This is a genomic window from Microcoleus sp. K1-B1, from assembly GCF_036704705.1.
Lineage (GTDB): Bacteria > Cyanobacteriota > Cyanobacteriia > Cyanobacteriales > Microcoleaceae > Microcoleus.
In genome coordinates, this window is sequence record NZ_JAUBSH010000040.1 from 1 (window position 1) to 21,077 (window position 21,077).

Genomic DNA, 21,077 nt, shown 5'->3' on the forward strand with positions numbered 1-21,077 from the left:
TTACTACTGATCGCCTTGAGTTGTTAAAACTTTTATCTGCCCAAATTGCTATTTCTATTGAGAATGCTCAACTTTACGATCAATTAGGGGAATACTCGCGAACGCTGGAATGTAAGGTTATAGAAAGAACGCAAGAATTGCAACAGGAAATCGCTGTTAGGATGCAGACAGAAAGAGCCTTGGGCAAGTCTGAGGAAAAGTTTTCTAAAGCCTTTCGTTCCAGTCCTAACCCGATCGCGATCGCCCGATTTGCAGATGGACGCTACATCGAAGTGAACGACAGTTTTCTCAGCACTTTTAGTTACTCTCGCGAACAGGTAATTGGTTTTACAGCAATTGAGTTGAATTTTTGGGTTAATTTAGAAGAATGTGACAGATACAGACAACTATTGCAAGAATCAGGAGTGGTTCGCAATCAGGAATTTGATTGTCGTACTTCATCAGGCGAGGTGAGGAAGATGCTGGTATCAGCAGATATTATTGAGCTGGGTGGAGAAGCGTGTATTCTGTTAGTCACTAACGACATTACCGAGCGTCAAAGGGTAGAAGAAGCGCTCAAAGAAAGCGAGGCTAAATACCGTGACTTAGTTGAAACATCGCAGGATATGATTTGGTCAGTTGATGCTGAAGGGCGTTATACCTTCGTCAACGCTGCTGTCAAACATATTTTTGGCTACTGCCCTGAAGAAATGATAGGACGAAAATTCACTGAGTTCAAGCCACCTGAACAACTTCCCAAAGATCACGAGATATTCCAACGTATCCTGAACGGAGAGTCCGTTTTTCAGTATGAAACTATACAATTAGCTAAAGACAGCAGACCTATCAATCTCCGGTTTAATTCAATTGTAGTGTGGGATTCCGAGGGCAATATTCTAGGAATAACTGGCACAGCAAGCGATATTACGGAAAGTAAAAAAGCAGAGGCAGCCTTACAACAAGCCAAAGAAGTTGCAGATGCGGCTAACAAGGCTAAAAGCGAATTTTTATCAAAAATGAGTCACGAATTGCGAACTCCCCTCAATGCAATTCTCGGCTTTACCCAAGTGCTGGCGCGCGACTCATCCCTTTCTAATATACAGCAGGGACAAATCGGCATCATTAGCCGTTCTGGCGAGCATTTGCTGACGCTGATTAATGACGTGCTGGAAATGTCTAAAATCGAGGCAGGTCGGATTACCTTAAATCCTACTAGCTTTGACCTGTATCATTTGCTCCATTCTCTCGAAGAAATGCTCAAAATTAAAGCTGATTCTAAAGGTTTACAGCTCAGTTGGCACATCAATTCTAACATTCCGCAGTATGTAAAAACTGACGAAAGTAAATTGCGTCAAGTCTTGATTAATCTGCTAGGAAATGCGATAAAGTTTACTACGAAGGGAAGTGTAACACTTCGGGTTGCAGCAATTAGTGCGAAACAAAAGTCCCCAACAGACAACGAACCACGGACTATTACGTTTGAAGTGGAAGACACTGGTTACGGCATTGCTCCTACTGAGCTAGATTCTCTATTTAAGGCTTTTGTGCAAACTGACGCAGGTCGGAAATCTCAAGAAGGAACAGGCTTGGGTTTACCCATCAGCCGACAATTCGTACAACTGATGGGAGGAGACATTACCGTCAGCAGTACCTTGAATCGAGGAACAATTTTTAGTTTTGATATCCAAACTAGCTCCCCGGAGATGGCTGAAGTTCAACCTCGACAATCAAGAAAGCGGGTAATTGGTTTAGAACCCAACCAACCCTCATATCGCATCTTGGTGGTTGATGATAAATGGGAGAGCCGTTTGCTATTGGTTAATCTTCTCGAACCGCTTGGCTTGGAGGTGCGCGAGGCAGTAAATGGTCAAGAAGCTATTAGAATCTGGGAAACTTGGAAACCTCACCTAATTTGGATGGATATGCAAATGCCTGTGATAGACGGGTATGAGGCCACCAGACAAATTAAAGCCAAGATTCAAGATGAGGCTACCCCGATTGTTGCGTTGACCGCTAGCGCTTTTGAGGAAGAGCGAGCCATTGTTTTATCATCAGGCTGTGACGATTTTGTGAGCAAGCCTTTCCAAGAAGAAGTTATTTTTGCCAAAATGGCTGAACATTTAGGGGTACAGTATATTTATGAAGATTTACCGAACTTTACATTATCTCAGCTTGAGGGTCAAGACTTGAGTGTAAAAGAAGGGGAAAAAACTGAAATTTTAAGGACAACTTTGGCGACAATGCCTATGGATTGGGTGAGACAGTTACATCATGGAGCTATCGATGCTGATGCCTGCCTGATTTTAAGTTTAGTCGCCACAATTCCTGAATCCGATACTTCTTCTGCGGAGATTCTCACTGATTGGATTCATAATTTTCGATTTGATAAAATTACTGCCTTAACAGAAAAAATTATCCCATGAATAGCCAGCAATTAGAATCTCATGTTGCCAATCTTTTAGTGGTTGACGATACCCCCGACAACCTGCGTCTTTTATCGACTATGTTGAGCGACAAAGGATATAAAGTTCGGGGCGTAATAAACGGGGAAATGGCATTAAAAGCAGCGCGTTCCACCCCGCCAGATTTGATTTTGCTCGACATCACGATGCCCCAGATGAATGGCTACGAAGTTTGCCAACACCTAAAAGCGGATGGCAGAACTTCGGGTATTCCAGTTATTTTCTTGAGCGCCTTAGATCAAGTGTTGGATAAAGTCAAAGCATTTGCTGTGGGAGGAGTAGACTACATCACCAAGCCATTTCATTTAGAAGAAGTTTTAGCTCGTGTCGAAAATCAACTAACTATTCAACGTTTGCAAAAAAAATTGCACGAGCAAAATGCGCGATTGCAGGAGTCTGAGGCTAAAGAGCGGAAGAAATCCCAACAACTAGAGCTGGCTCTACAACAGTTACAAAATGCACAAGCTCAACTCATCCAAAGCGAGAAAATGTCAAGTTTAGGGAATGTCGTAGCAGGGGTAGCTCACGAAATTAACAATCCGATTAGCTTCATTAAAGGGAACCTTTCCCCCATAAAGGAGTACACTGAAGATTTGCTGAGACTGGTGCAACTCTACGCAGAAGATTTCCCCAATCCCACACCAGCTATCCAGGAACAACTGGAGGCGATGGATCTCACTTTTCTCAGAAATGACTTGCCGAAGTTAATTGCTTCTATGAGCATAGGAGCTGACCGAATCGGAGAAATAGTGCACTCGCTACGGAATTTTTCCAGACTCGATGAATCTCAGTTGAAAGCGGTGGATATCCATGAAGGACTTGAGAGTACGCTGATGATTTTGCACCATCGGCTGAAAGATGAAGCAGATCAAACGATAATTAAAGTGGTAAAAGAGTATGAGGTTCTGCCAAAGATAGAATGCTACGCAGGGCAAATTAATCAGGTTTTTATGAATATTCTGACTAATGCGATTGAGGCGTTGCAATCCCAAAAATGTTGGGCAAATGATCTAGATGATAGCAGCCCAATTCCTACTATTACTATTTGCACGAAGTTACTCTCCGACTTTCAAGTGGGTATTTATATTACTGATAATGGGCCCGGCATAACCGAAGATATTCAACAACGCATATTTGAGCCATTTTTTACAACGAAGCAAGTGGGAACAGGAAAGGGTTTGGGGTTATCGATTAGCTATACTATTGTAGTGGACAACCACGGGGGGCAACTGCGTTGTTTTTCGATACCGGCTCAAGGGGCGACATTAGCCATCGAAATTCCGATTCACCACTCTAAAAAACGTTTTTCTAAAGAAGATTGTGTTGGTGATAAGCCCCACTAAAATCCAAGTAGTCAAAAAGGGTGTCAAATCGGTAATCGTGTTTATTTATGAGTCATATCAGGTCCGATCGATTAATCAGAAGATCCCGGTCGGGGCGGGTTTTTGAGATTGTCAATTATTGGCAGGTATTGTTGGTGAACCTGCCCCTACTCTTTGTCACAGAGTCGGAAACGTTTTTCGGTAACGCTCGTTAAATTACCAAGGGTTGCCGACTTGCTTTTTTTTAGTAGCTTATGCACGCACTATCACACCCAAAATAATGATGAATTTAAACCCTGATTTTTTTTCAGCAAAAACCCTAGCAATTGTTTGTGCAATTGCTGCGTTTGTTGTCCTTGGGGGCAAAGTCTTTGCCACAACAATCGATTATGCAGCGCCATTTAAAGAAACTAGCTTTTACAGTACGACGATATCTGGTAATAACGATTTAGCTGACATTTATTATCCTAAACCATCCGATCTTAATTCGGGTAATTACTCTTTCCCCATTGTACTTTTATTGCAAGGTGCGCTTGTAGATAAATCATTTTATTCAGATTACGCTAGCCGCGTGGCGCGGTACGGCTTTGTGGTAGTCGTTCCGAACCATTTGCGCCCTTCGCCGTTCAATCCCAGTTTACCGCCTAATTTGGCGTCGGAAACTTCGCAAATTGCGGCGGTTTTGTCGCAAATGGCGATCGAAAACACAAAGCCCACATCTCCGATCGCGTCTGTTATCGATACGCAGCGCCTGGGTTTATTGGGTCATTCTTTTGGTGGTGCAGTGGGGTTATCAGTGATTGCTAATAAATGTCTCCCAGAATTGTATTTGTGTCAAGAGCCATTTACGCGCCCGAAAGAATTATTAGCGGGTGCATTTTTTGGAGCTAACCTGCGGAATCCCATTGCTAATGAATTTGTACCCATCGCTAATGATGGCATTGCAGTGGCGTTGATTCAAGGATCTATCGATGGTGTCGCCCTGCCCGATCGAGCTCAAAGCACCTTTGAGCAAATTCAAACACCACCCAAAGCTTTGATTACTGTTATGGGTGCAAATCACTTCGGCATTACCGATGTTAATAACCCCCCTGGTGCGAACCCCGATCGCAATACTGCTACTTTAGAGCGCGCCGTGGGTATTGAAACTATCGCCCGTTGGATCGCGCTATTTTTGCGGGCACATATGCTTAAAGATCGATCGGCATTTGATTATATTTACTCTCAAGGTGACGCCCTCGATCCGAATGTCAGTGTTACCACCGTTGCAGTCCCCAAACCATCTTCTAAGTAGCTACCTAAAAAAACGTAAGATAGATTAAGGCTAATAGATAGTGTGCCTACATTTTTATTATTCGGCATCACTTCACTGGGGAACGGAGACAACGATGGGTTAACCAACGTTTAACGACATTTACGCTCTGCGTTATCAGCTTTGAGAACAGCTATAGCTTATAGATTTGGGTAAGGGCTGCCAGCCAACAGTGACGTATTTGCTGCAAATAAAGCCTGTTTCGATCGCTCTTTTTGTTTTAACAAGTGCTTTGCCCGCTCTATCCGTTGCTGGAGCAAATATTGATAGGAAGCCGTGCCGAAAAGCAGGCGAAAACAGAGGGGTGACATACTCCACACATCAAGCTGAGTAGAGCATAAGATGTGGGCTTCTTTGCAGCCCGTCCACTGCTCAAAGCTATGCTTAGGAGATTAGGAACGGGTGGAATCAGGAGTCTCACCCGACGAGTCATCCACGCGCGAACCTTCGATCGGTATAGTGTGGGGATTCCCGTCTGCTTAGCTAAACGAAGCATTGGCAAAAGTCGAGCCTAGTAGCACTGACGGCGCGAAACTCTAGGCTAGCTACCTTGCTGGATAAGCGAGAATCATATTCGTGTAGCAGCAGCGGGGTTGCTGATGATCGCACTCTGCGATCGAGGCAATATTGAACTAATTTCACATTTTCTAACTTCGATCCTTGGAATTGCGTTGCCGATGCCGCAAACCTTCAATATCCAAAGTCTCTTCAATTTCCCATTGAAACTTTCCTTCTCCCATGACTGCCGCAACCTTGGAACTTGGGAGGGGGCGAGCACCTCTGGCAAGTCTGGACTCTTTGAATCCATCTCCTTTAATCGTATACTGGAGGTCATAGTGACGGCATAACTTTTTCAAGTTCTCAATCTTATCCAGTGGCAAAGCTCCTATCCATGCCTTACCATTCCAACTCAGTCCAGCTTGATTCAACTGCTCCTTGACTGGATAAGTTTTTCCAGAAATAACTATTTTAATTCGTTGCTCAATGCTTCTCGGCACTTTTAAATTAACGCTGCTTTCAAGTGTTTCCAGTTGTTTATCTGTCTGTTGGCACTGATTTATTAACTGGGTTTCCCGACCGAAATGAGCAGGAATTTCGCCCCAAGATGAAGTATCCCACTTCAAGACAGCATTGGTATAATATGTATTTTTTAACCAACTTAATGCCCTTTCCATTAAGTTAAATATTTCTTCGTTATTTTCACTTCGTTCCAACTCTGTCCACACATTCTTGCTTCTAACCCACATAATGGCTGTTTCAGAAGCGGAATAAATAGGTATGTGCTTGCCTTGATTGTTGAGATGAGCTAGGGCATGAACAATTGCTAAAAATTCTGCGAGTTCCTTTGTGCCATTTGACATGGGACGCTTGTGGAAAATTACTTCCCTGGTTGCTGTATGCACGCCTCTGTATTCAACATCACCAAGATTACCAATAAATGAAGCCTCGACGCAAATACTATCTACGATCGGTTTACTTACAGGCATAATTTTTCCTCTTGGCTTAGCTTGATATTTCACACAAACTTTGTGGATGAGATTTGTAAGCAATTACAAAAAACATTGTGACATCGTTCCAAAAGCCTTGTTCACTTGAAACTGTATTCAATTCGGCAAAATAATCCTGTTTGCACTGTTCCACTTGCTGCTGTGACCATTGCACTTCCTGAAGTCCAAATGCGCTTTTTGCGTTGCCATTCCAGCTAGCTTCTGGATCTTGCAAGTAGAAGCCGAATTGCTCATTCGTAATTTTAATCTCCTCAAAGCCAATTGAGTGAAGCATTTGGTAACACTTCTCATGCGTTCCAAGTAACTCGTTGGGATTCGGAATGGTAATGCCGTATCTTTGCACCACTTCCCGAAACAATACAGACGAAGTTGGAGAGCTTTCTGCAAGACAGGAAAAGGCGACAACTCCGCCTGCTTTCAGAGCATTGTGCCATTGACGGAGGGCTTTTGGAATATCTGTCAGATAGACGATCGCAGATGAACACAAAATTGCATCAAATTGGCTTTCCTGAAATTGTTGCTCATCTGCGTCTGCTTCCTCAAACTCGATATTTGTCAATCCTAAATCGGCAATTTTTTGCTGAGCTTGCCGCAACATTCCCGAAGCAAAGTCAGTTCCCAAAACACTGCCTGCAGAACCAACAGCCTCGGCGGCCGCAATCGCCGCTAAACCTGTTCCGGTGGCGATATCTAGAACTTGCTGGCCCGATCGCACTTTTGCCAATTCTACTAACCGAGTTGCAGCCTGTTTGTGAAATTCATTCTCGTAGTCGGGCCGGTTGTTGAAGTCATTGAGAATCTGCCGTTTGTAGGCACTTAGCGAGTCAGTCATGCCGAATTACTGGTTTAACTTTCTACTTTAGCAAAATCTTTGACCTCAATTAAGAAATCAATAATCGGTTTTGCATAAATGGTCGGAATCCCTGTGCTACCGATATAGCGAAATAGTTTTTACCAAAACTCAATTTGAATCGGGGTTTTTAAAGTGGCAGCATATTCAGGAACAGGCTTCCCTAGCCTGTTCCACAATCAAGATGATTAAGACTTAATGTGCAAGTTATCGAGCATGGTTTTAGCAGATGCGATCCAGTCGGGTAACTCGGGTGAGATCGCGTATACCCAAACGATCGCGTGTAGGTATCGCATTTTACGGTACGGTTCCAGGGTGGCAAAGTCGGGCGCATTCGGATAAGCGGCTATCCCCTCGTCGTCGAGGTTAATCAAGTCCCAGGCGATCGAACCGGTGCAAGTGTCCTCAAAATCGTTCCACAGCAATCCTTTGGCAGTTGGAATTAAATTTAAGGCATGGGCATCCCCGTGTAGCGGCTGCAACACGCTGACTGAATTGCTTAACTGCCTCAGCAGGCGATCGTAAGTTGTTTGCAGCAGCGTCAGGTCACTTTCCGACAGAATATTGCCAAGCTGTTCGAGCCTTTCGATCCCGCGCGGAATATCGTTGAGGGGCGGCGCCAGCAGCGGCAAATCGCCCGGGTAATCGCGCAGAACCGCGTGCAGTTCAGCTTGCATTCGTCCGACTGTCGCCCCATCGGGCAAAGCATCAGAGATTGGTTCAAAGTAGCGCCAGAAGCTCATCGCCAAACCGTCGCAATGGTGGGGTACGGGGGGTAAAAAATCGCTGGGAGGGACTACAGGAGCGCCTTTGGCAGCCAGAAAGGCGGCGACAGAGAGTTCGCGGGTCAACCAAGACTCAACGGGCGATCGCACTACGGGGGTTAGGGTAGCGATCCGAGCCACAATGGGTGCAGGTTTCAGGTGAACTCGCACGGAATAGGCGTCAGCAAGCACGTGGGGGTCGTTTACCCGAATGCCGGCTGCTGAGGCAACAGACACCGATGCTGCGACGGCGCGGGCTGTAAGTGCGGGGCGATCGAATTCTGTGGATGGCATAAGCGGCACATTAAAACTGGTTCGCAGTTGGCCCCAGCCGACGAGTCAACGCGCAACTGCGAACCTACTTCTTTGTATTATACTGTAATACAAAAGCTCACACTCGCAAGGCAGAGAGCATGAGGGAGCTTCCGCGATACAATCTTTGTTTGGTAAAGAATTTTTACAAGTTCTGTGTCCATCACAGGCTTTTCGGTCTGTATTACCCAACCTGCCTGAAAATATGGATTTTGCTACTCTTGCTGCCCAGCTAAATGCTGGAACTATCTTGCCAGAGGGAATTGTCATCCTCACCCTCTTGGTGGTTCTCGTCGGCGATTTAATCGTAGGCCGCAGTTCCTCGGGTTGGACTCCCTACGTTGCCGTTGCGGGTTTGCTAGCCGCCGTCGCTGCCTTGTGTTTGCAGTGGGATAACGTTGATACCATCTCGTTTCTAGGCGGTTTTAACAGCGATGCCTTGAGTTTAGTGTTTCGTGGCATTATCGCTTTGACTGCGGCTGTCACTATTTTGATATCCGTCCGCTATGTACTGCAAACTGGTACTGCTTTAGCGGAATTCATCGGCATTTTACTCACCGCTACTTTGGGGGGAATGTTCCTCAGCGGCGCTGATGAATTGGTGATGATTTTTATTTCGTTGGAAACTCTGAGTATCTCGTCTTATTTGCTGACGGGTTACACAAAACGCGACCCGCGTTCCAATGAAGCTGCTTTGAAATATTTGTTAATTGGGGCTTCTTCTTCGGCGGTGTTTCTCTACGGAATTTCGCTGCTGTACGGGTTGTCGGGCGGCGAAACTAAGTTAAGTGCGATCGCGGCTAACCTTTCTACTGTGAATGAAGGTCAATCTCTCGGTTTGGTGATTGCTTTGGTTTTTGCGATCGCCGGAATCGCCTTCAAAATCTCTGCAGTTCCCTTCCACCAGTGGACTCCAGACGTTTATGAAGGTTCTCCTACACCCGTTGTTGCCTTTCTTTCTGTCGGTTCCAAAGCAGCAGGTTTTGCCCTAGCAATCCGGTTGTTAACAACTGCTTTCCCCGCACTTATCGAACAGTGGCACTTCGTGTTCACGGCCTTAGCCATTCTCAGCATGGTGTTGGGAAATGTGGTTGCCCTCGCCCAGACTAGCATGAAGCGGCTTTTAGCTTATTCGTCGATCGCCCAAGCCGGTTTTGTAATGCTAGGTTTGATTGCAGGAACAGAAGCCGGTTACTCCAGCATGATATTTTATATGTTGGTTTACCTGTTTATGAACTTGGGTGCTTTCGCCTGCATCATCCTGTTCTCGCTGCGGACTGGAACCGACCAAATTAGCGAATACTCAGGTTTGTACCAAAAAGACCCGCTGTTAACTTTAGCCTTAAGTATTTGCCTGCTTTCTCTCGGTGGAATTCCGCCCCTGGCTGGATTTTTCGGCAAAATCTATCTGTTCTGGGCTGGCTGGCAAGCAGGACTTTACGGCTTAGTTATTCTGGGATTAATTACCAGCGTAGTTTCGATTTACTACTACATCCGCGTTGTCAAGATGATGGTAGTAAAAGAACCTCAAGAAATGTCAGAGGCGGTAAAAAATTATCCCGAAGTTCGCTGGAACCTTCAGGGAATGCGGCCTTTGCAAGTCAGTGTTGTACTCACCTTGGTTGCGACAACATTGGCGGGAATTTTGTCGAACCCTTTGTTTAATTTGGCTAATGATGCTATTACCAAAACTCCCATGTTGCAGTCGGCATTGAGTCAGGTGCAACCTGTTGTGGGCGCGAAAATTGACTCGAATTTGGTGTCTCGCCGGGATTAATTTTTCCTGGTTTTGAAATAGTGGAAAACGCCTGACTCTTTGCAGTTGGGCGTTTCTTTTTTGTTGTGATATACTGTTATATCATGTCCGGTCGATTACCCGAAATCAGGTAGGGGCGGGTAAACCTGCCAATATCTGCCAATAATTGACAATCTCAAAAACCCGCCCGGCCGGGATATTATGGTCGATCGACCGGACATGATATTAATTATGATTTTTAATCGCAGATGTAGGCAGATTAATGCAGATAAAAGTTAGTACAGAGGCAACAATGTTAGTACAAACTAAGGAAAAGTTTTATACTCCAGATGAGTATCGGGAGTTAGAGGAAAATGCTGAGTTTAGAAATGAATACCGCGATGGAGAAATTGTAAAAATGAGTGGTGGTAGTATTAATCACAGCCAGATAATCGGTAATATTTATGCGTTCTTAAAATCTGCTTTGCGGGGAAAGAATGCCAGACCCTTTATGAGCGATTTGCGGTTGTGGATTCCTCGGTATCGACGCGGGACTTATCCAGATGTGATGGTAGTTGAAGGAGAATTAGTTTGCACAGAGGGACGGAAAGATGAAATACTCAATCCTGTGCTGATTGTGGAAGTGCTTTCTAAGTCTACCAAGGATTTCGATCGGGAGGATAAGTTTCGGTTTTATCGCTCGATCCCTGAATTCCGTGAATATGTGTTAGTCAATCAATCTGAGTTTTTAGTCGCACAATATATTAAAACCGACTCAAATGAATGGTTGTTTCGGGAATATGAGGGAGAATCAGCAATAGTTTCCTTCGCTTCAGTGGAAGTGCAAATGTCGATGCTCGATATTTATGAGCTGGTTGTATTTGAAAGCCAGGAGACGGAAGTAGAAGAATAAAATTAATGCTATGGGGTGATGCAATGTCTAGCTTGGTAACAGTAAAACAATAATAATTTGGTTGGTGGTGAGGACTTTAGTCTTCTAATTTTTATGAGGGAAGATATGGATAACTACCGCATTGTCGAAACTTTGACCGAAAGCCAGGTTTCGGACTTGATGGATTTGTACACAAACGAGTTTTGGAGCGACAAGCGGAGGCGGGAGGATGTTGTGAAAATGTTGGCGGCTACTGATGTTATCATTGGTTTTGTCGATGAGAGCGATCGACTAATTGGCATTACCCGCGTCATTACCGATTTCGTATACAGAGCGATGATTTTTGATGTCATCATCAAGCCGACACACAGAAAGATGGGACTGGGTGCGAAGTTGATGGATGCAGTTTTAACTCATCCCGAACTGCAAGCTGTCGAGCATTTTTATCTTAATTGTTTGCCGAACATGATGCCGTTTTACGAGCGTTGGGGTTTTTCGGATGAGGTGGGCGAACTAAAGTTTTTGCGGCGCACAACAGGCTGAACTCAGCCATTTTAAATCCCCAATTTTTCTCGAATTACGTCTTCTTTGAAACCTACTAAAACAGCCGTTTCATCTTTAACGAAAAGAGGACGTTTTAGCAGCATCGCATCCTTAGCAAAAGCCTCTACCCACTCTTCGCTAGTCCAATTATTCTTGTCCTCGCCCAAAGCGCGGTAAGATTGACCGGAAGTATTTCGCATGGGTTGAAAACCCAAAGCAGCTACCCAGCTTTGAATTGTTTCGCGAGTTGGTGGCTGTTCTTTGGTGTTAATGAACTCGTAATTAACATCGCTATCTTTGAGCCACTGGAAAGCTTTTTTGCAGGTTCCGCAGTTCGGGATTCCGTAAACTTGAATTGACATAATAATGATTGTTGACTGTTGACTGTTTGCTAATAACAACTAACAACTGACAACTGACTAAGGACTGTTGACTGTTGGGTAATAACAACTGACTACTGACTAATGACTACTGACTAATGACTACTGACTAATGACTACTGACTAATCTAGCTTGTTGAACCCATTTTTGCACGCGATCGACTGAAGGAGTCAAGTCATTGCGCTGCATTGTCGCTACGTGCAGCCTTAAAACTTGTTGGTGCAATCTCTCCACGGGCATTTGAGCCAATTGAGCCGGAGAAGCAACGCCGGCGTGCAGTAACAGCCCGCAATACTGACACCCTACACTGGGAATTCGAGCCAAATTTGCCATCGCTACCCATTTATTAACATATTGAATGTTAATCTGTAATTGATTGGCTAACAACACTTTCGCCGCCTGCGTTTTCGTCAGGCGAATTAGTTGTCCGGTTGTGGTGATGCTGCACTCTTCCAGTTGAGATTGGTTTTCCTTGCTCAATCCCGGTAAATGTGCGATCGGCCAATCGCGTAGTTGCACAGAAGTTTGAGGAGATTTATGAGAAATTTTCATGTTTTTTCAGTGAATTTTACTTATACTTTAAAGTCTAAATTATCAAACAGTCAATAGAGGATCTCGCTCACGTCACCCCATCAACAAAAACCAGACCCAGGAATTTGACTAATTGCAGGTGTTGTGACTTTTCTGCTAATTGCCACCCCAGTAGCACTTTCCGCCTGTTTTTCCTGACTGGGGATCAGGCTTACTGCTTAACCAAATCATCCAGGCGATGACGACAAAGACTATAAAAAAGACAGCCTATAAATGCTAGCAAAAAAGAAGTGACCGATGAGAATTTTCTCAAAAATGTCTGCCAAGTTTGCAGTCCTAATTTTAGTGCTTTAATGCCGAGAAGGCAAAAACTTGTGGCTGACGGCAAACCCAACTCAAAAATATAGGTTTTTACTCATGACAATTACACAAGGTGATGATTTGTTAACTAATACTTTACAGCAACGGCGGCAAAAACTGTTCGATTTAATTAATTTTCCGGTAATTTTATGGTCGGGGCGCAGCATTCCTCGCAATTATCCGGCACTTACTTATCCCTTTCGTGCCAGCAGTCACTTTCTATATTTTGCTGGTTTGCCCTTAGAAAATGCTGCCATTCGCTTAGAATCGGGCAAATTAGAATTGTTCTTAGATGACGCACCTGCTAGCAGCACTCTTTGGCACGGAGCAATGCCGAAAAGAGCAGAAATTGCCGAACTAATTGGGGCTGATGCTGCTTTTCCAATGGCCGAATTGAAAGCCAGAGCGACAAATGCAGCAACGATCGCAGTTCAGGATTCTTGGACTCAGTTGCAACAGTCTCAAATTCTTGATCGCCCTCTGGCACCGCCCAACTCGCCAACCGGAATCGACCTAGAATTAACCAAAGCAATTATATCTCTGCGCCTGAGCCACGATGCAGCCAGTTTGGCCGAATTGCGTCAAGCTGCGGCTGTCACCGTAGCAGCTCACAAAGCGGGAATGGCGGCAACTCGAAATGCTCAAATTGAAGCAGGGGTGCGCGCTGCAATGGAAAGTGTCATCATCTCCAAAAATATGACCTATGCCTATCCTAGTATCGTGACGGTGCATGGAGAAGTGCTTCACAGCGAACATTATCACAATCCCCTACAAACCGGAGATTTGCTGTTAGCAGATGTCGGTGCGGAAACATCAACGGGATGGGCGGCTGATGTGACTCGCACTTGGCCGGTTTCTGGCAAGTTTTCTCCGACTCAAAGAGCGATTTATGATGTAGTTTTGGCAGCACACGATGCTTGTATTGATAAAATTAGTCCAGGGGTGGAATATCAAGATATTCATCTGTTAGCTGCTCGGATTATGGCGGAAGGATTGGTTGATTTGGGTATCTTGCGGGGCAATGTTGAAGATTTGGTAGAAATGGATGCTCACGCGCTATTTTTTGTACATGGTATCGGACATTTAATCGGTTTGGATGTTCACGATATGGAAGATTTAGGAGATTTGGCTGGCTATGAAGCAGGAAGAACCAGAAGCAGTCGGTTTGGGTTGGGATTTTTGCGGTTGAATCGAGTTTTGCGGCCCGGAATGCTAGTATCGATCGAACCGGGATTTTATCAAGTGCCGGCCATCTTAAATAACCCAGAAAACCGCGCCAAATATGAAGATTTTGTTAAGTGGGAGGAGTTGGAAAAATTTGCCGATGTCCGGGGGATACGCATAGAAGATGATATACTTGTCATCGATGAGGGTAGAGAAGTATTGACAGGGAAATTGCCCACAAAAGCTCCGCAGATTGAGGAGTTAGTTGCGGTAAATACGTAAGTTGAGCCGAGTTCGATCGCACATACGCAGTTCCATCAGGGGTGAAAAAAAATAAATAAAGATGAATAAAGGTTGGCAAACAAGTCTTTTGATATTAGTTAAAAAAGTGATCTCGCAAGTCAGAAAATTCGCAGCAGTAATACTTCCACGCATTGTTCAGAAACCCATATCCTCGCAGCCTCCGATGCAATCTGCACCTTTGCCCCGCAACGAAGAAGAGAGGCTAGAAGCACTTCACCGCTACAACATTCTCGACACAGAGGCCGAAGCAGCTTTTGATGATCTAACAGCTTTAGCATCCTATATTTGTGGCACTCCGATTGCTTTAGTAAGTTTAATAGATGCTAACCGACAGTGGTTTAAATCCAAAGTTGGTCTGGAAGCGCCCGAAACTCCGAGAGAGTTAGCTTTTTGCGCCCACGCTATTTTAAATCCCAACGAATTGCTAGTTGTACCCAATGCTCTAGATGACGATCGCTTTGTCGGGAATCCGCTAGTAACTTCCGATCCCAATATTCGGTTTTATGCTGGAGCCCCGCTAGTAACTCCTGACGGTTATCCGATCGGCACTTTGTGCGCGATAGATACAGTTCCTCGTAATCTCACCCCACAACAGCTAGAAGCGCTGCGGACTTTAGGAAGGCAAATTATCAACCACATGGAGTTGCGAATCAATCTGACTAAATTAAAGCGCGCACAGATCAAGAACAAACAAGTAGAAGAGAAACTGCGTTCTACAGACGAGCAAATTGTCAATTTTTTAGAAGGAATGAGCGATGCTTTTTTTGCTTTCGACACCCAGTGGCGATTTACTTACATCAATTACAAAGGGTCCCAATTTTTGAAGCGATCGCAGGAAGAACTTTATGGTAAAAATTTTTGGGAAGAGTTTCCCGAATTCGTGAATTCTGATTTTTATAAAGAGTATCATGAAGCTGTAGCCAAACAAATTGGAGTGGCTTTTGAAAAATATTATCGTCCATTAAAAGTGTGGTTGGAAGTCCGGGTTTTTCCGTCTCACGACGGCATCTCTGTGTTTTTTCATGACATAACTAAGCGCAGGGAGATGGAATCTGCACTCAGGAAAGAACAGAAAAAAACTGAAAGTTTACTGCTAAACATTTTGCCAGAACCGATCGCCCACAGGTTGAAGTACCAACCGGGGCTGATTGCTGACAAGTTTGAAAAAGCAACAATTCTTTTTGCAGACTTGGTGAATTTTACCCAAATTTCTACTACCATGTCCGCCACTAAATTAGTGTACTTGCTGAATGAAATTTTTTCAGCTTTTGACGGACTGAGTGAGAAGCACGGCTTAGAAAAAATCAAGACGATCGGGGATGCTTACATGGTAGCAGCCGGTATTCCCATTGAACGGCCAGACCACGCAGAGGCGATCGCCGAAATGGCGCTGGATATGCTAGCAGCAATTAAGGAATTAAATGTGAAGCTAGACGCGAAATTTGACCTCCGCATCGGGATTAATAGCGGCCCGGTAGTAGCGGGGGTAATCGGGACTAAAAAATTTATTTACGATTTGTGGGGAAATGCGGTAAATACAGCCAGCCGCATGGAATCTCACGGCATAACAGGCCGCATTCAAGTCAGCCACTATACTTATGACTTACTGCAGGATAAATATGAATTTGAAGATCGTGGCGAGATCGAGATTAAAGGTAAAGGGCAAATGCAAACTTATTTGCTGACGGGTAGAAAAACAGTAAGCGATCTCAAAATCTGAGAGTAAATAAAACTAAGACTTGAAAGTACCTGATTGTTGATGGAAACTCTGCAGGCTGCGATCGATCGCCTCGAAGGCGCGATCGTCCGCTCGGCAGAACGGCTGCAGCAGATCAACCAAATAAGATTATGCTATAGACAGAGATATCCGAGCAATCCTAGGCGCGGTACTCGACGTTATAAAAATACTAAGTTGAAGTCGTCGGAGCCTTTAATAATGGTTCAATTTCATATTCAAACCGATAGCGATATTCCAGCATCCACCCAACTATTCAATCAAATCAGGTTTGCGATCGCCTCGCGACAATTTCCGCCCGGACACCGCTTGCCCAGCACCAGACAGCTAGCCATGCAGACGGGTTTGCACCGCAACACCATCAGCAAAGTATACCGCCAGCTAGAAAATACCGGACTCGTAGAAGCCCAAGCAGGATCGGGCATTTACGTCCGCGCCCAAGGTAACGAAGTTGTAGGCAACAAACTCAAATCTCCGATCCTCGAAGAATATCCCCTTGCCAACAAAATAGTGCAAGCAAGTATCGATCAACTGCTGGAACAGGGCTGTACGCTCAACCAAGCGAGGGAATTATTTTTGGCCGAAATTGACTGGCGGCTCAGGTGCAGCGCCCGCGTGGTCGTCACAGCCCCCACAGAAGACATCGGCGTGGGTGAACTGATGGCGAAAGAACTCGAACAAGCTCTCCGCATTCCTATACAGTTAGTGCCGATGGAACAGCTAGGTACTTTTTTGGATCAAATCTCTTCGGGAACTGTGATCACGAGTCGGTATTTTATCGGAGAAGCAGAATCGATTTCGGCACCTCGTTCGGTGCGAGTTATTCCCGTAGACATCTACGACTACAGCCAGGAAATCCAGTTAGTCGGGGGTTTGCCCAAAGACAGTTATTTGGGTCTCGTCAGCCTGAGTCCGGGAATGCTACGATCGACCGAAGTCATCATCCACAGCATCCGGGGAGAGGATTTGCTGGTAATGACGGCCTTGGTGTCAGACGAGTACAAGATTAACTCGATCGTGCGATCGGCCAGAACAATTTTTTGCGACCAACCGAGTTTTGCTACAGTTAAAGCTGCCATCAATGCGGCTAGAGAAGATATTATTCGTCCCCCGCAACTGATATGCTCCGAAAATTACATCGGATCTAAGTCGATTAATTTGCTCAAGCGCGAGTTGGGCTTGGGATGACGAAGGAAGAAGGAAGAAGGAAGAGGGAAGAAGGAAGAAGGAAGAAAAACAATTCAACTTTTTTAAGTTACCAATCCCAATCCCAATGCCAAATGCCCCAATCCCAATGCCCAATGCCCAATGCCCAATGCCCAATTACCAATTACTAATTATCCATGACAATTGAAATCCAACCTTCAATTAATGTTAAAACGGCGATCGAAAGCCGGCGGGCCGCGCGCAGCTTCAAACCCGATGTCATTCCCCCAGCAATATTGGCAGAGATTTTGCGATTGGGAGTGCGATCGCCCTCTGGTTACAACTTGCAGCCTTGGCGGTTTATCGTACTTCAAAACCCAGCCAGCAAAGAAAAATTAAAAGCTTGCGCCTTCGATCAGCGCCAAGTGGTAGAAGCCCCAGTAGTATTAATCTGTTGTGGCGATCGACGCGCCGGCAGGCCCGAAAACACCGAAGCCGTCATCGAATTGGGCAAAACCACAGGCGCAATGAATGACAATTTAGCCGGTTATATGCGACAAGCAATCCCGCAATTGTTCGAGAACCGTCCCTGCTTCGACTCCCTAGAAGCTTGGACAAACAGACATACAATGCTCGCAGTAGCCCACTTAATGATTGCAGCTAAAAGTTTTGGGGTAGACAGTTGTCCGATGGAAGGTTTTGTCAGCGCTAAGGTGAAAGAATCCTTTCAAATTCCGGAAGAAGTAGATGTTTGCTGTTTGCTGCCGCTTGGTTATGCAGCAGAACCTTTCAAACAATATGGCGGACGTTTTGACGTGACTCAAGTTTATTACAGCGAAAGCTATGGACAGGCCATGTCAGTTGAGATTTGATAGTTAATATTGTTTTGCAACTTGAATTTTCAGAGTTAAGATTTGGAATTAATCGGCGCCCAAGTTCAAACAAATCAAAGATCTCGACTCTTCTGCAATCTAAAATCTAAAACCCCAAATCTAAAATCGCAAGTGGTGATATCAGAGAGAGGAAAAAATATGACAGCAGCAACGCGACAAAGCAACGCCCAAATTCTAGAAGTAAAATTGCAGCAACACTTGCAAGCAGCCGGATTTAAAAACTTACCGCTTTATATTAGTTGCGATTTTCGAGATGAATCTTTAACAGTTGTCGGAGAACACCCGCGCAGTTTAGTTCTCAAAGCCAAACCGACTTTTGCGGTGCTAGAAGCAGCAATTCTCGAGATAGAACCAGAATCTATTCAACAGATTGGACTTTGCCTAAAAATTACCGGGCAAAAACAGCCTTATGCCTTCCATTCTTTTACCATGCACAACCCTGTTTTGTCAAGACCAAAAACAGTGCAGTTGTTCAAAAAAACCGAGAATCTCCCCGCAGAAGAAACCGGGATAGTCTTAACAGAAAATATGGCCGAGACGGCGGATTTAGAGGAGGAGATACCGTTAGAAACGGATGGACAAGATGCGTGGGATGAAGAATATTTCCCGAATTTGTCTGAGAGTTCCAGCAATTCCGATCCGATCGCCTTTAGGGTAGCTACAATCCCGGCAGATATTGGAGACAATCCCTTCAATCCCCTGGATATGGAAGCGGTAACAGTTGCCCAAAAACCCAAGCATTCACCGTTTGCGATGCTGGCTGCAGCAGGAATCATCAGTGTCGCCGCGCTAGTTTTGGCAGGCGGTTATTATATGCTGAGCCGGCCCTGCGTCATCGGAGAATGTAGTGCTTTAGCTAAGGCCAAACAGTTGAGCGAGAATTCGACGAAGACGCTGAAAACGTCAAAAGTTGCCAACACCCCCCAAGAAGCGCAGCGACAATTAAAACAGGCGATCGCCCTTTTGGAACCGATTCCCTCCTGGTCAATTCATCGCGGTGAAGCTCAAAGCGCCTTGGAAAGCTACCGTTCCCAAAATCAGAATTTAAACTCTGCGATCGATGCAGCGCGCCTCGCACAGTCAGCAGCCCAGAAAACCCAAAATCCGCCTTATTCTGCCGAGAACGGACAGGAAGCGCAAGCTCTGTGGCAAAGTGCGATCGCCGAACTCGGAGAAATCCCCCCAGACAGTCCAGTTTATGCTTTTGCTCAGAAAAAAAAGCAGGAATACCGGAAGAATGTAGCAACTGGAAATCGGCAGTTAAGCACAGAGAAAAAAGCGGAAAAAACGCTGCTCGCCGCCAAAAGTAGAGCCCAAATAGCCGAAGCTCGCGAAGCCGTAGCTCAGACAGCCGAGACGTGGGCTCAAGTGCAATCAGGTTGGGAAGAATCCCTCGACATCCTATCAGAAATTCCCACGAACACGACATCTTACCAACAAGCTAAACTGCTAGTTCCCAAATACGAAACCAAACTTTCAGAAGCTCGCGAGCGCAAAAATGTCGAAGGAATTTCGGAAAATGCGTATACTCAAGCTGTGACTTTAGCAGCGGAAGCTCAAATTTTTGAGGGCAAAAACGCCTGGTTTAAAGCATCAGAATCCTGGCGAAGAGCTTTGAGTTACGCGGAGCAAGTGCCGGCGGCAACTGCCTATTCTCAGAAAGCCCAACCGCTGATCGCTTCCTATAAAACTTCATTGCAGCAAGCAGAAGTAAAGTTGCAGGAAGAAAGAAAACTGCAAAAAGCCCGCACGGATTTAGATAGAACTTGTAAAGGCAACCCCAAGATTTGTGATTATACTGTTAGCAAAGATTTGATTGCCGTGCAGATGACTCCAGGTTACGTGCAGAAATTGCAACAAACTTTCATTCAAGCAAACAACAACAATGCTGTGAAGTCTCGCCAAGCTGTAGAAAAGCACGTTCAAACGTTGCAAAAAGCTTTGGAGGCGATCGCCGAAAACGCCAAAATCCCGATGCAGGTGTACGATGGCGAAGGCAAGCGGATTGGGAGTCACGAACCGAAGTAGTTGTAGTTGTAGGGTGCGTGAGGGCAAAAAATCTGTCAGAACGATCGCAATATTTACACTCACGCATCGCCAGCACTTTCATCCCCAGTCAATCCAGCTTGAAAAACTTCTTGCGCCGTCAATTTCAACTCTGGAAAAGTGAAGGACTCTATTGTCTCATCTCCCCGAAATAGACTAACTTCATACTCACCCTCAACCAACTGATAAATCGAAATAGTCGGTTGCTTGGGATTCCCGATAAACCTGCGGCCACCCAAACCGAGATAATCCACAATCCAATATTCGGGAATCCCGATTAGTTCGTATTCCCCTACTTTTTTGATGTAGTCATCTTGCCAATTCGTGCTAACTACTTCAATAACCAGCGGAATTGATGCGCCTTGAGTCACAGTGGAGAAATTTTCCCACAGAGGTTCTGATGCTAAATTTGAGCCATTTAAGATTAGAATATCGGGGGAATAAGCTGATTCGTTTTCTGATGGCTTAACTAATGCTTGTTTGGGGATTAGGTACGGAAGGTTTAGCCTGACAAATTCAAGAGTTAATTCCGAGGCTAAGAAACCGATAACTTCTTCATGTTTTCCCGGTCGCTGGGCTATTTCAATAATTCCTCCGTTGTGCAGTTCGTAACGTCGGTTTTCTGGTTTCCATTCGACAAATTGTTCAAAAGTTACTGGTTGAGTTGGACTTTGAATCATGGCTATTTCTTCTTAGTTATGACCGGGGCGGGCGAGACGCCCAACCCCTACTCCCCACAAGAAAATTTAAGTCTTGTGGAACAGGCATCTTGCCTGTTCCGCCCACCTCACAAGAAAGCTTAAGTCTTGTGGAACAGGCATCTTGCCTGTTCTTAAAAA

At 45.1% G+C, this 21,077-nt stretch carries 18 protein-coding genes; 11 read left to right on the forward strand and 7 right to left on the reverse strand.

All coding sequences use genetic code 11. From position 1 onward, the window contains the following. The 3 genes from QUA83_RS16210 to QUA83_RS16220 all read left to right on the forward strand — a co-directional run. Positions 1-2,402 (forward strand): PAS domain S-box protein (locus QUA83_RS16210; RefSeq protein WP_333294253.1); only part of this gene is annotated, 2,402 nt, incomplete at its 5' end. Then, a complete protein-coding gene (locus QUA83_RS16215; protein WP_333294255.1) occupies positions 2,399-3,784 on the forward strand; it encodes a response regulator in 1,386 nt (461 codons plus the stop codon). The genes QUA83_RS16210 and QUA83_RS16215, both read left to right, overlap by 4 nt. A 259-nt stretch (positions 3,785-4,043) precedes the next feature. Beyond that, positions 4,044-5,057: a poly(ethylene terephthalate) hydrolase family protein gene (locus QUA83_RS16220; RefSeq protein WP_333294256.1), complete on the forward strand. Its 1,014-nt coding sequence runs from the start codon at positions 4,044-4,046 to the stop codon at positions 5,055-5,057. A gap of 665 nt (positions 5,058-5,722) precedes the next feature. On the opposite strand, the gene QUA83_RS16225 is transcribed toward QUA83_RS16220, so the two are convergent. The 4 genes from QUA83_RS16225 to QUA83_RS16240 all read right to left on the reverse strand — a co-directional run bounded on the left by QUA83_RS16225 (position 5,723) and on the right by QUA83_RS16240 (position 8,491). After that, entirely contained in the window at positions 5,723-6,595 is an 873-nt protein-coding gene (locus QUA83_RS16225) for a hypothetical protein (protein WP_333294258.1), read from the reverse strand. Next, positions 6,579-7,415 carry a class I SAM-dependent methyltransferase gene (locus QUA83_RS16230; protein WP_333294259.1) on the reverse strand — a complete coding sequence of 279 codons (837 nt, stop codon included), beginning with the start codon at positions 7,413-7,415 and terminating at the stop codon, positions 6,579-6,581. The genes QUA83_RS16225 and QUA83_RS16230 overlap by 17 nt, the downstream gene beginning before the upstream one ends. Before the next feature lie 14 nt (positions 7,416-7,429). Next, positions 7,430-7,519, reverse strand: coding sequence for a GrpB family protein (locus QUA83_RS16235; protein WP_333294334.1), 90 nt, complete (start codon positions 7,517-7,519; stop codon positions 7,430-7,432). 102 nt (positions 7,520-7,621) lie between these two features. Next, positions 7,622-8,491, reverse strand: a complete 870-nt coding sequence (locus QUA83_RS16240; protein WP_333294262.1) for a phosphotransferase — start codon at positions 8,489-8,491, stop codon at positions 7,622-7,624. A 223-nt stretch (positions 8,492-8,714) separates the two neighbouring features. Here QUA83_RS16240 and QUA83_RS16245 point away from each other — a divergent pair, with 223 nt between their 5' ends. The 3 genes from QUA83_RS16245 (at position 8,715) to QUA83_RS16255 (ending at position 11,679) form a co-directional block, all read left to right on the forward strand. Further along, positions 8,715-10,286, forward strand: coding sequence for an NAD(P)H-quinone oxidoreductase subunit N (locus QUA83_RS16245; RefSeq protein WP_333294263.1), 1,572 nt, complete (start codon positions 8,715-8,717; stop codon positions 10,284-10,286). Between the two features lie 271 nt (positions 10,287-10,557). After that, a complete protein-coding gene (locus QUA83_RS16250; RefSeq protein ID WP_333294264.1) occupies positions 10,558-11,157 on the forward strand; it encodes a Uma2 family endonuclease in 600 nt (199 codons plus the stop codon). Between the two features lie 105 nt (positions 11,158-11,262). Further along, positions 11,263-11,679 (forward strand): GNAT family N-acetyltransferase, encoded by a 417-nt coding sequence (locus QUA83_RS16255; RefSeq protein WP_333294266.1) that lies wholly within the window; start codon positions 11,263-11,265, stop codon positions 11,677-11,679. Between the two features lie 11 nt (positions 11,680-11,690). On the opposite strand, the gene QUA83_RS16260 is transcribed toward QUA83_RS16255, so the two are convergent. After that, positions 11,691-12,041 (reverse strand): Spx/MgsR family RNA polymerase-binding regulatory protein, encoded by a 351-nt coding sequence (locus QUA83_RS16260; RefSeq protein ID WP_333294269.1) that lies wholly within the window; start codon positions 12,039-12,041, stop codon positions 11,691-11,693. A 127-nt stretch (positions 12,042-12,168) separates the two neighbouring features. Continuing rightward, positions 12,169-12,612 carry a DUF4332 domain-containing protein gene (locus QUA83_RS16265; RefSeq protein WP_333294271.1) on the reverse strand — a complete coding sequence of 148 codons (444 nt, stop codon included), beginning with the start codon at positions 12,610-12,612 and terminating at the stop codon, positions 12,169-12,171. Between the two features lie 396 nt (positions 12,613-13,008). On the opposite strand from QUA83_RS16265, the gene QUA83_RS16270 reads away from it, so the two are divergent. The 5 genes from QUA83_RS16270 (at position 13,009) to QUA83_RS16290 (ending at position 20,220) form a co-directional block, all read left to right on the forward strand. Continuing rightward, on the forward strand, positions 13,009-14,397 hold the full coding sequence (locus QUA83_RS16270) for an aminopeptidase P family protein (RefSeq protein ID WP_333294274.1): 1,389 nt from the start codon (positions 13,009-13,011) through the stop codon (positions 14,395-14,397). Positions 14,398-14,581: 184 nt separating this feature from the next. After that, on the forward strand, positions 14,582-16,138 hold the full coding sequence (locus QUA83_RS16275; protein ID WP_333294276.1) for an adenylate/guanylate cyclase domain-containing protein: 1,557 nt from the start codon (positions 14,582-14,584) through the stop codon (positions 16,136-16,138). 216 nt (positions 16,139-16,354) lie between these two features. After that, complete coding sequence (locus QUA83_RS16280; protein ID WP_333294337.1) at positions 16,355-17,341, forward strand: GntR family transcriptional regulator; 987 nt, start codon at positions 16,355-16,357, stop codon at positions 17,339-17,341. 155 nt (positions 17,342-17,496) lie between these two features. Next, entirely contained in the window at positions 17,497-18,171 is a 675-nt protein-coding gene (locus tag QUA83_RS16285) for a nitroreductase family protein (RefSeq protein ID WP_333294277.1), read from the forward strand. A gap of 159 nt (positions 18,172-18,330) precedes the next feature. Next, positions 18,331-20,220 carry a hypothetical protein gene (locus QUA83_RS16290; protein ID WP_333294278.1) on the forward strand — a complete coding sequence of 630 codons (1,890 nt, stop codon included), beginning with the start codon at positions 18,331-18,333 and terminating at the stop codon, positions 20,218-20,220. Between the two features lie 59 nt (positions 20,221-20,279). Here the strand turns inward: QUA83_RS16290 and QUA83_RS16295 are convergent, their stop codons facing one another. Next, positions 20,280-20,918, reverse strand: coding sequence for a Uma2 family endonuclease (locus QUA83_RS16295; protein ID WP_333294280.1), 639 nt, complete (start codon positions 20,916-20,918; stop codon positions 20,280-20,282). Positions 20,919-21,077 lie beyond the last annotated feature (159 nt).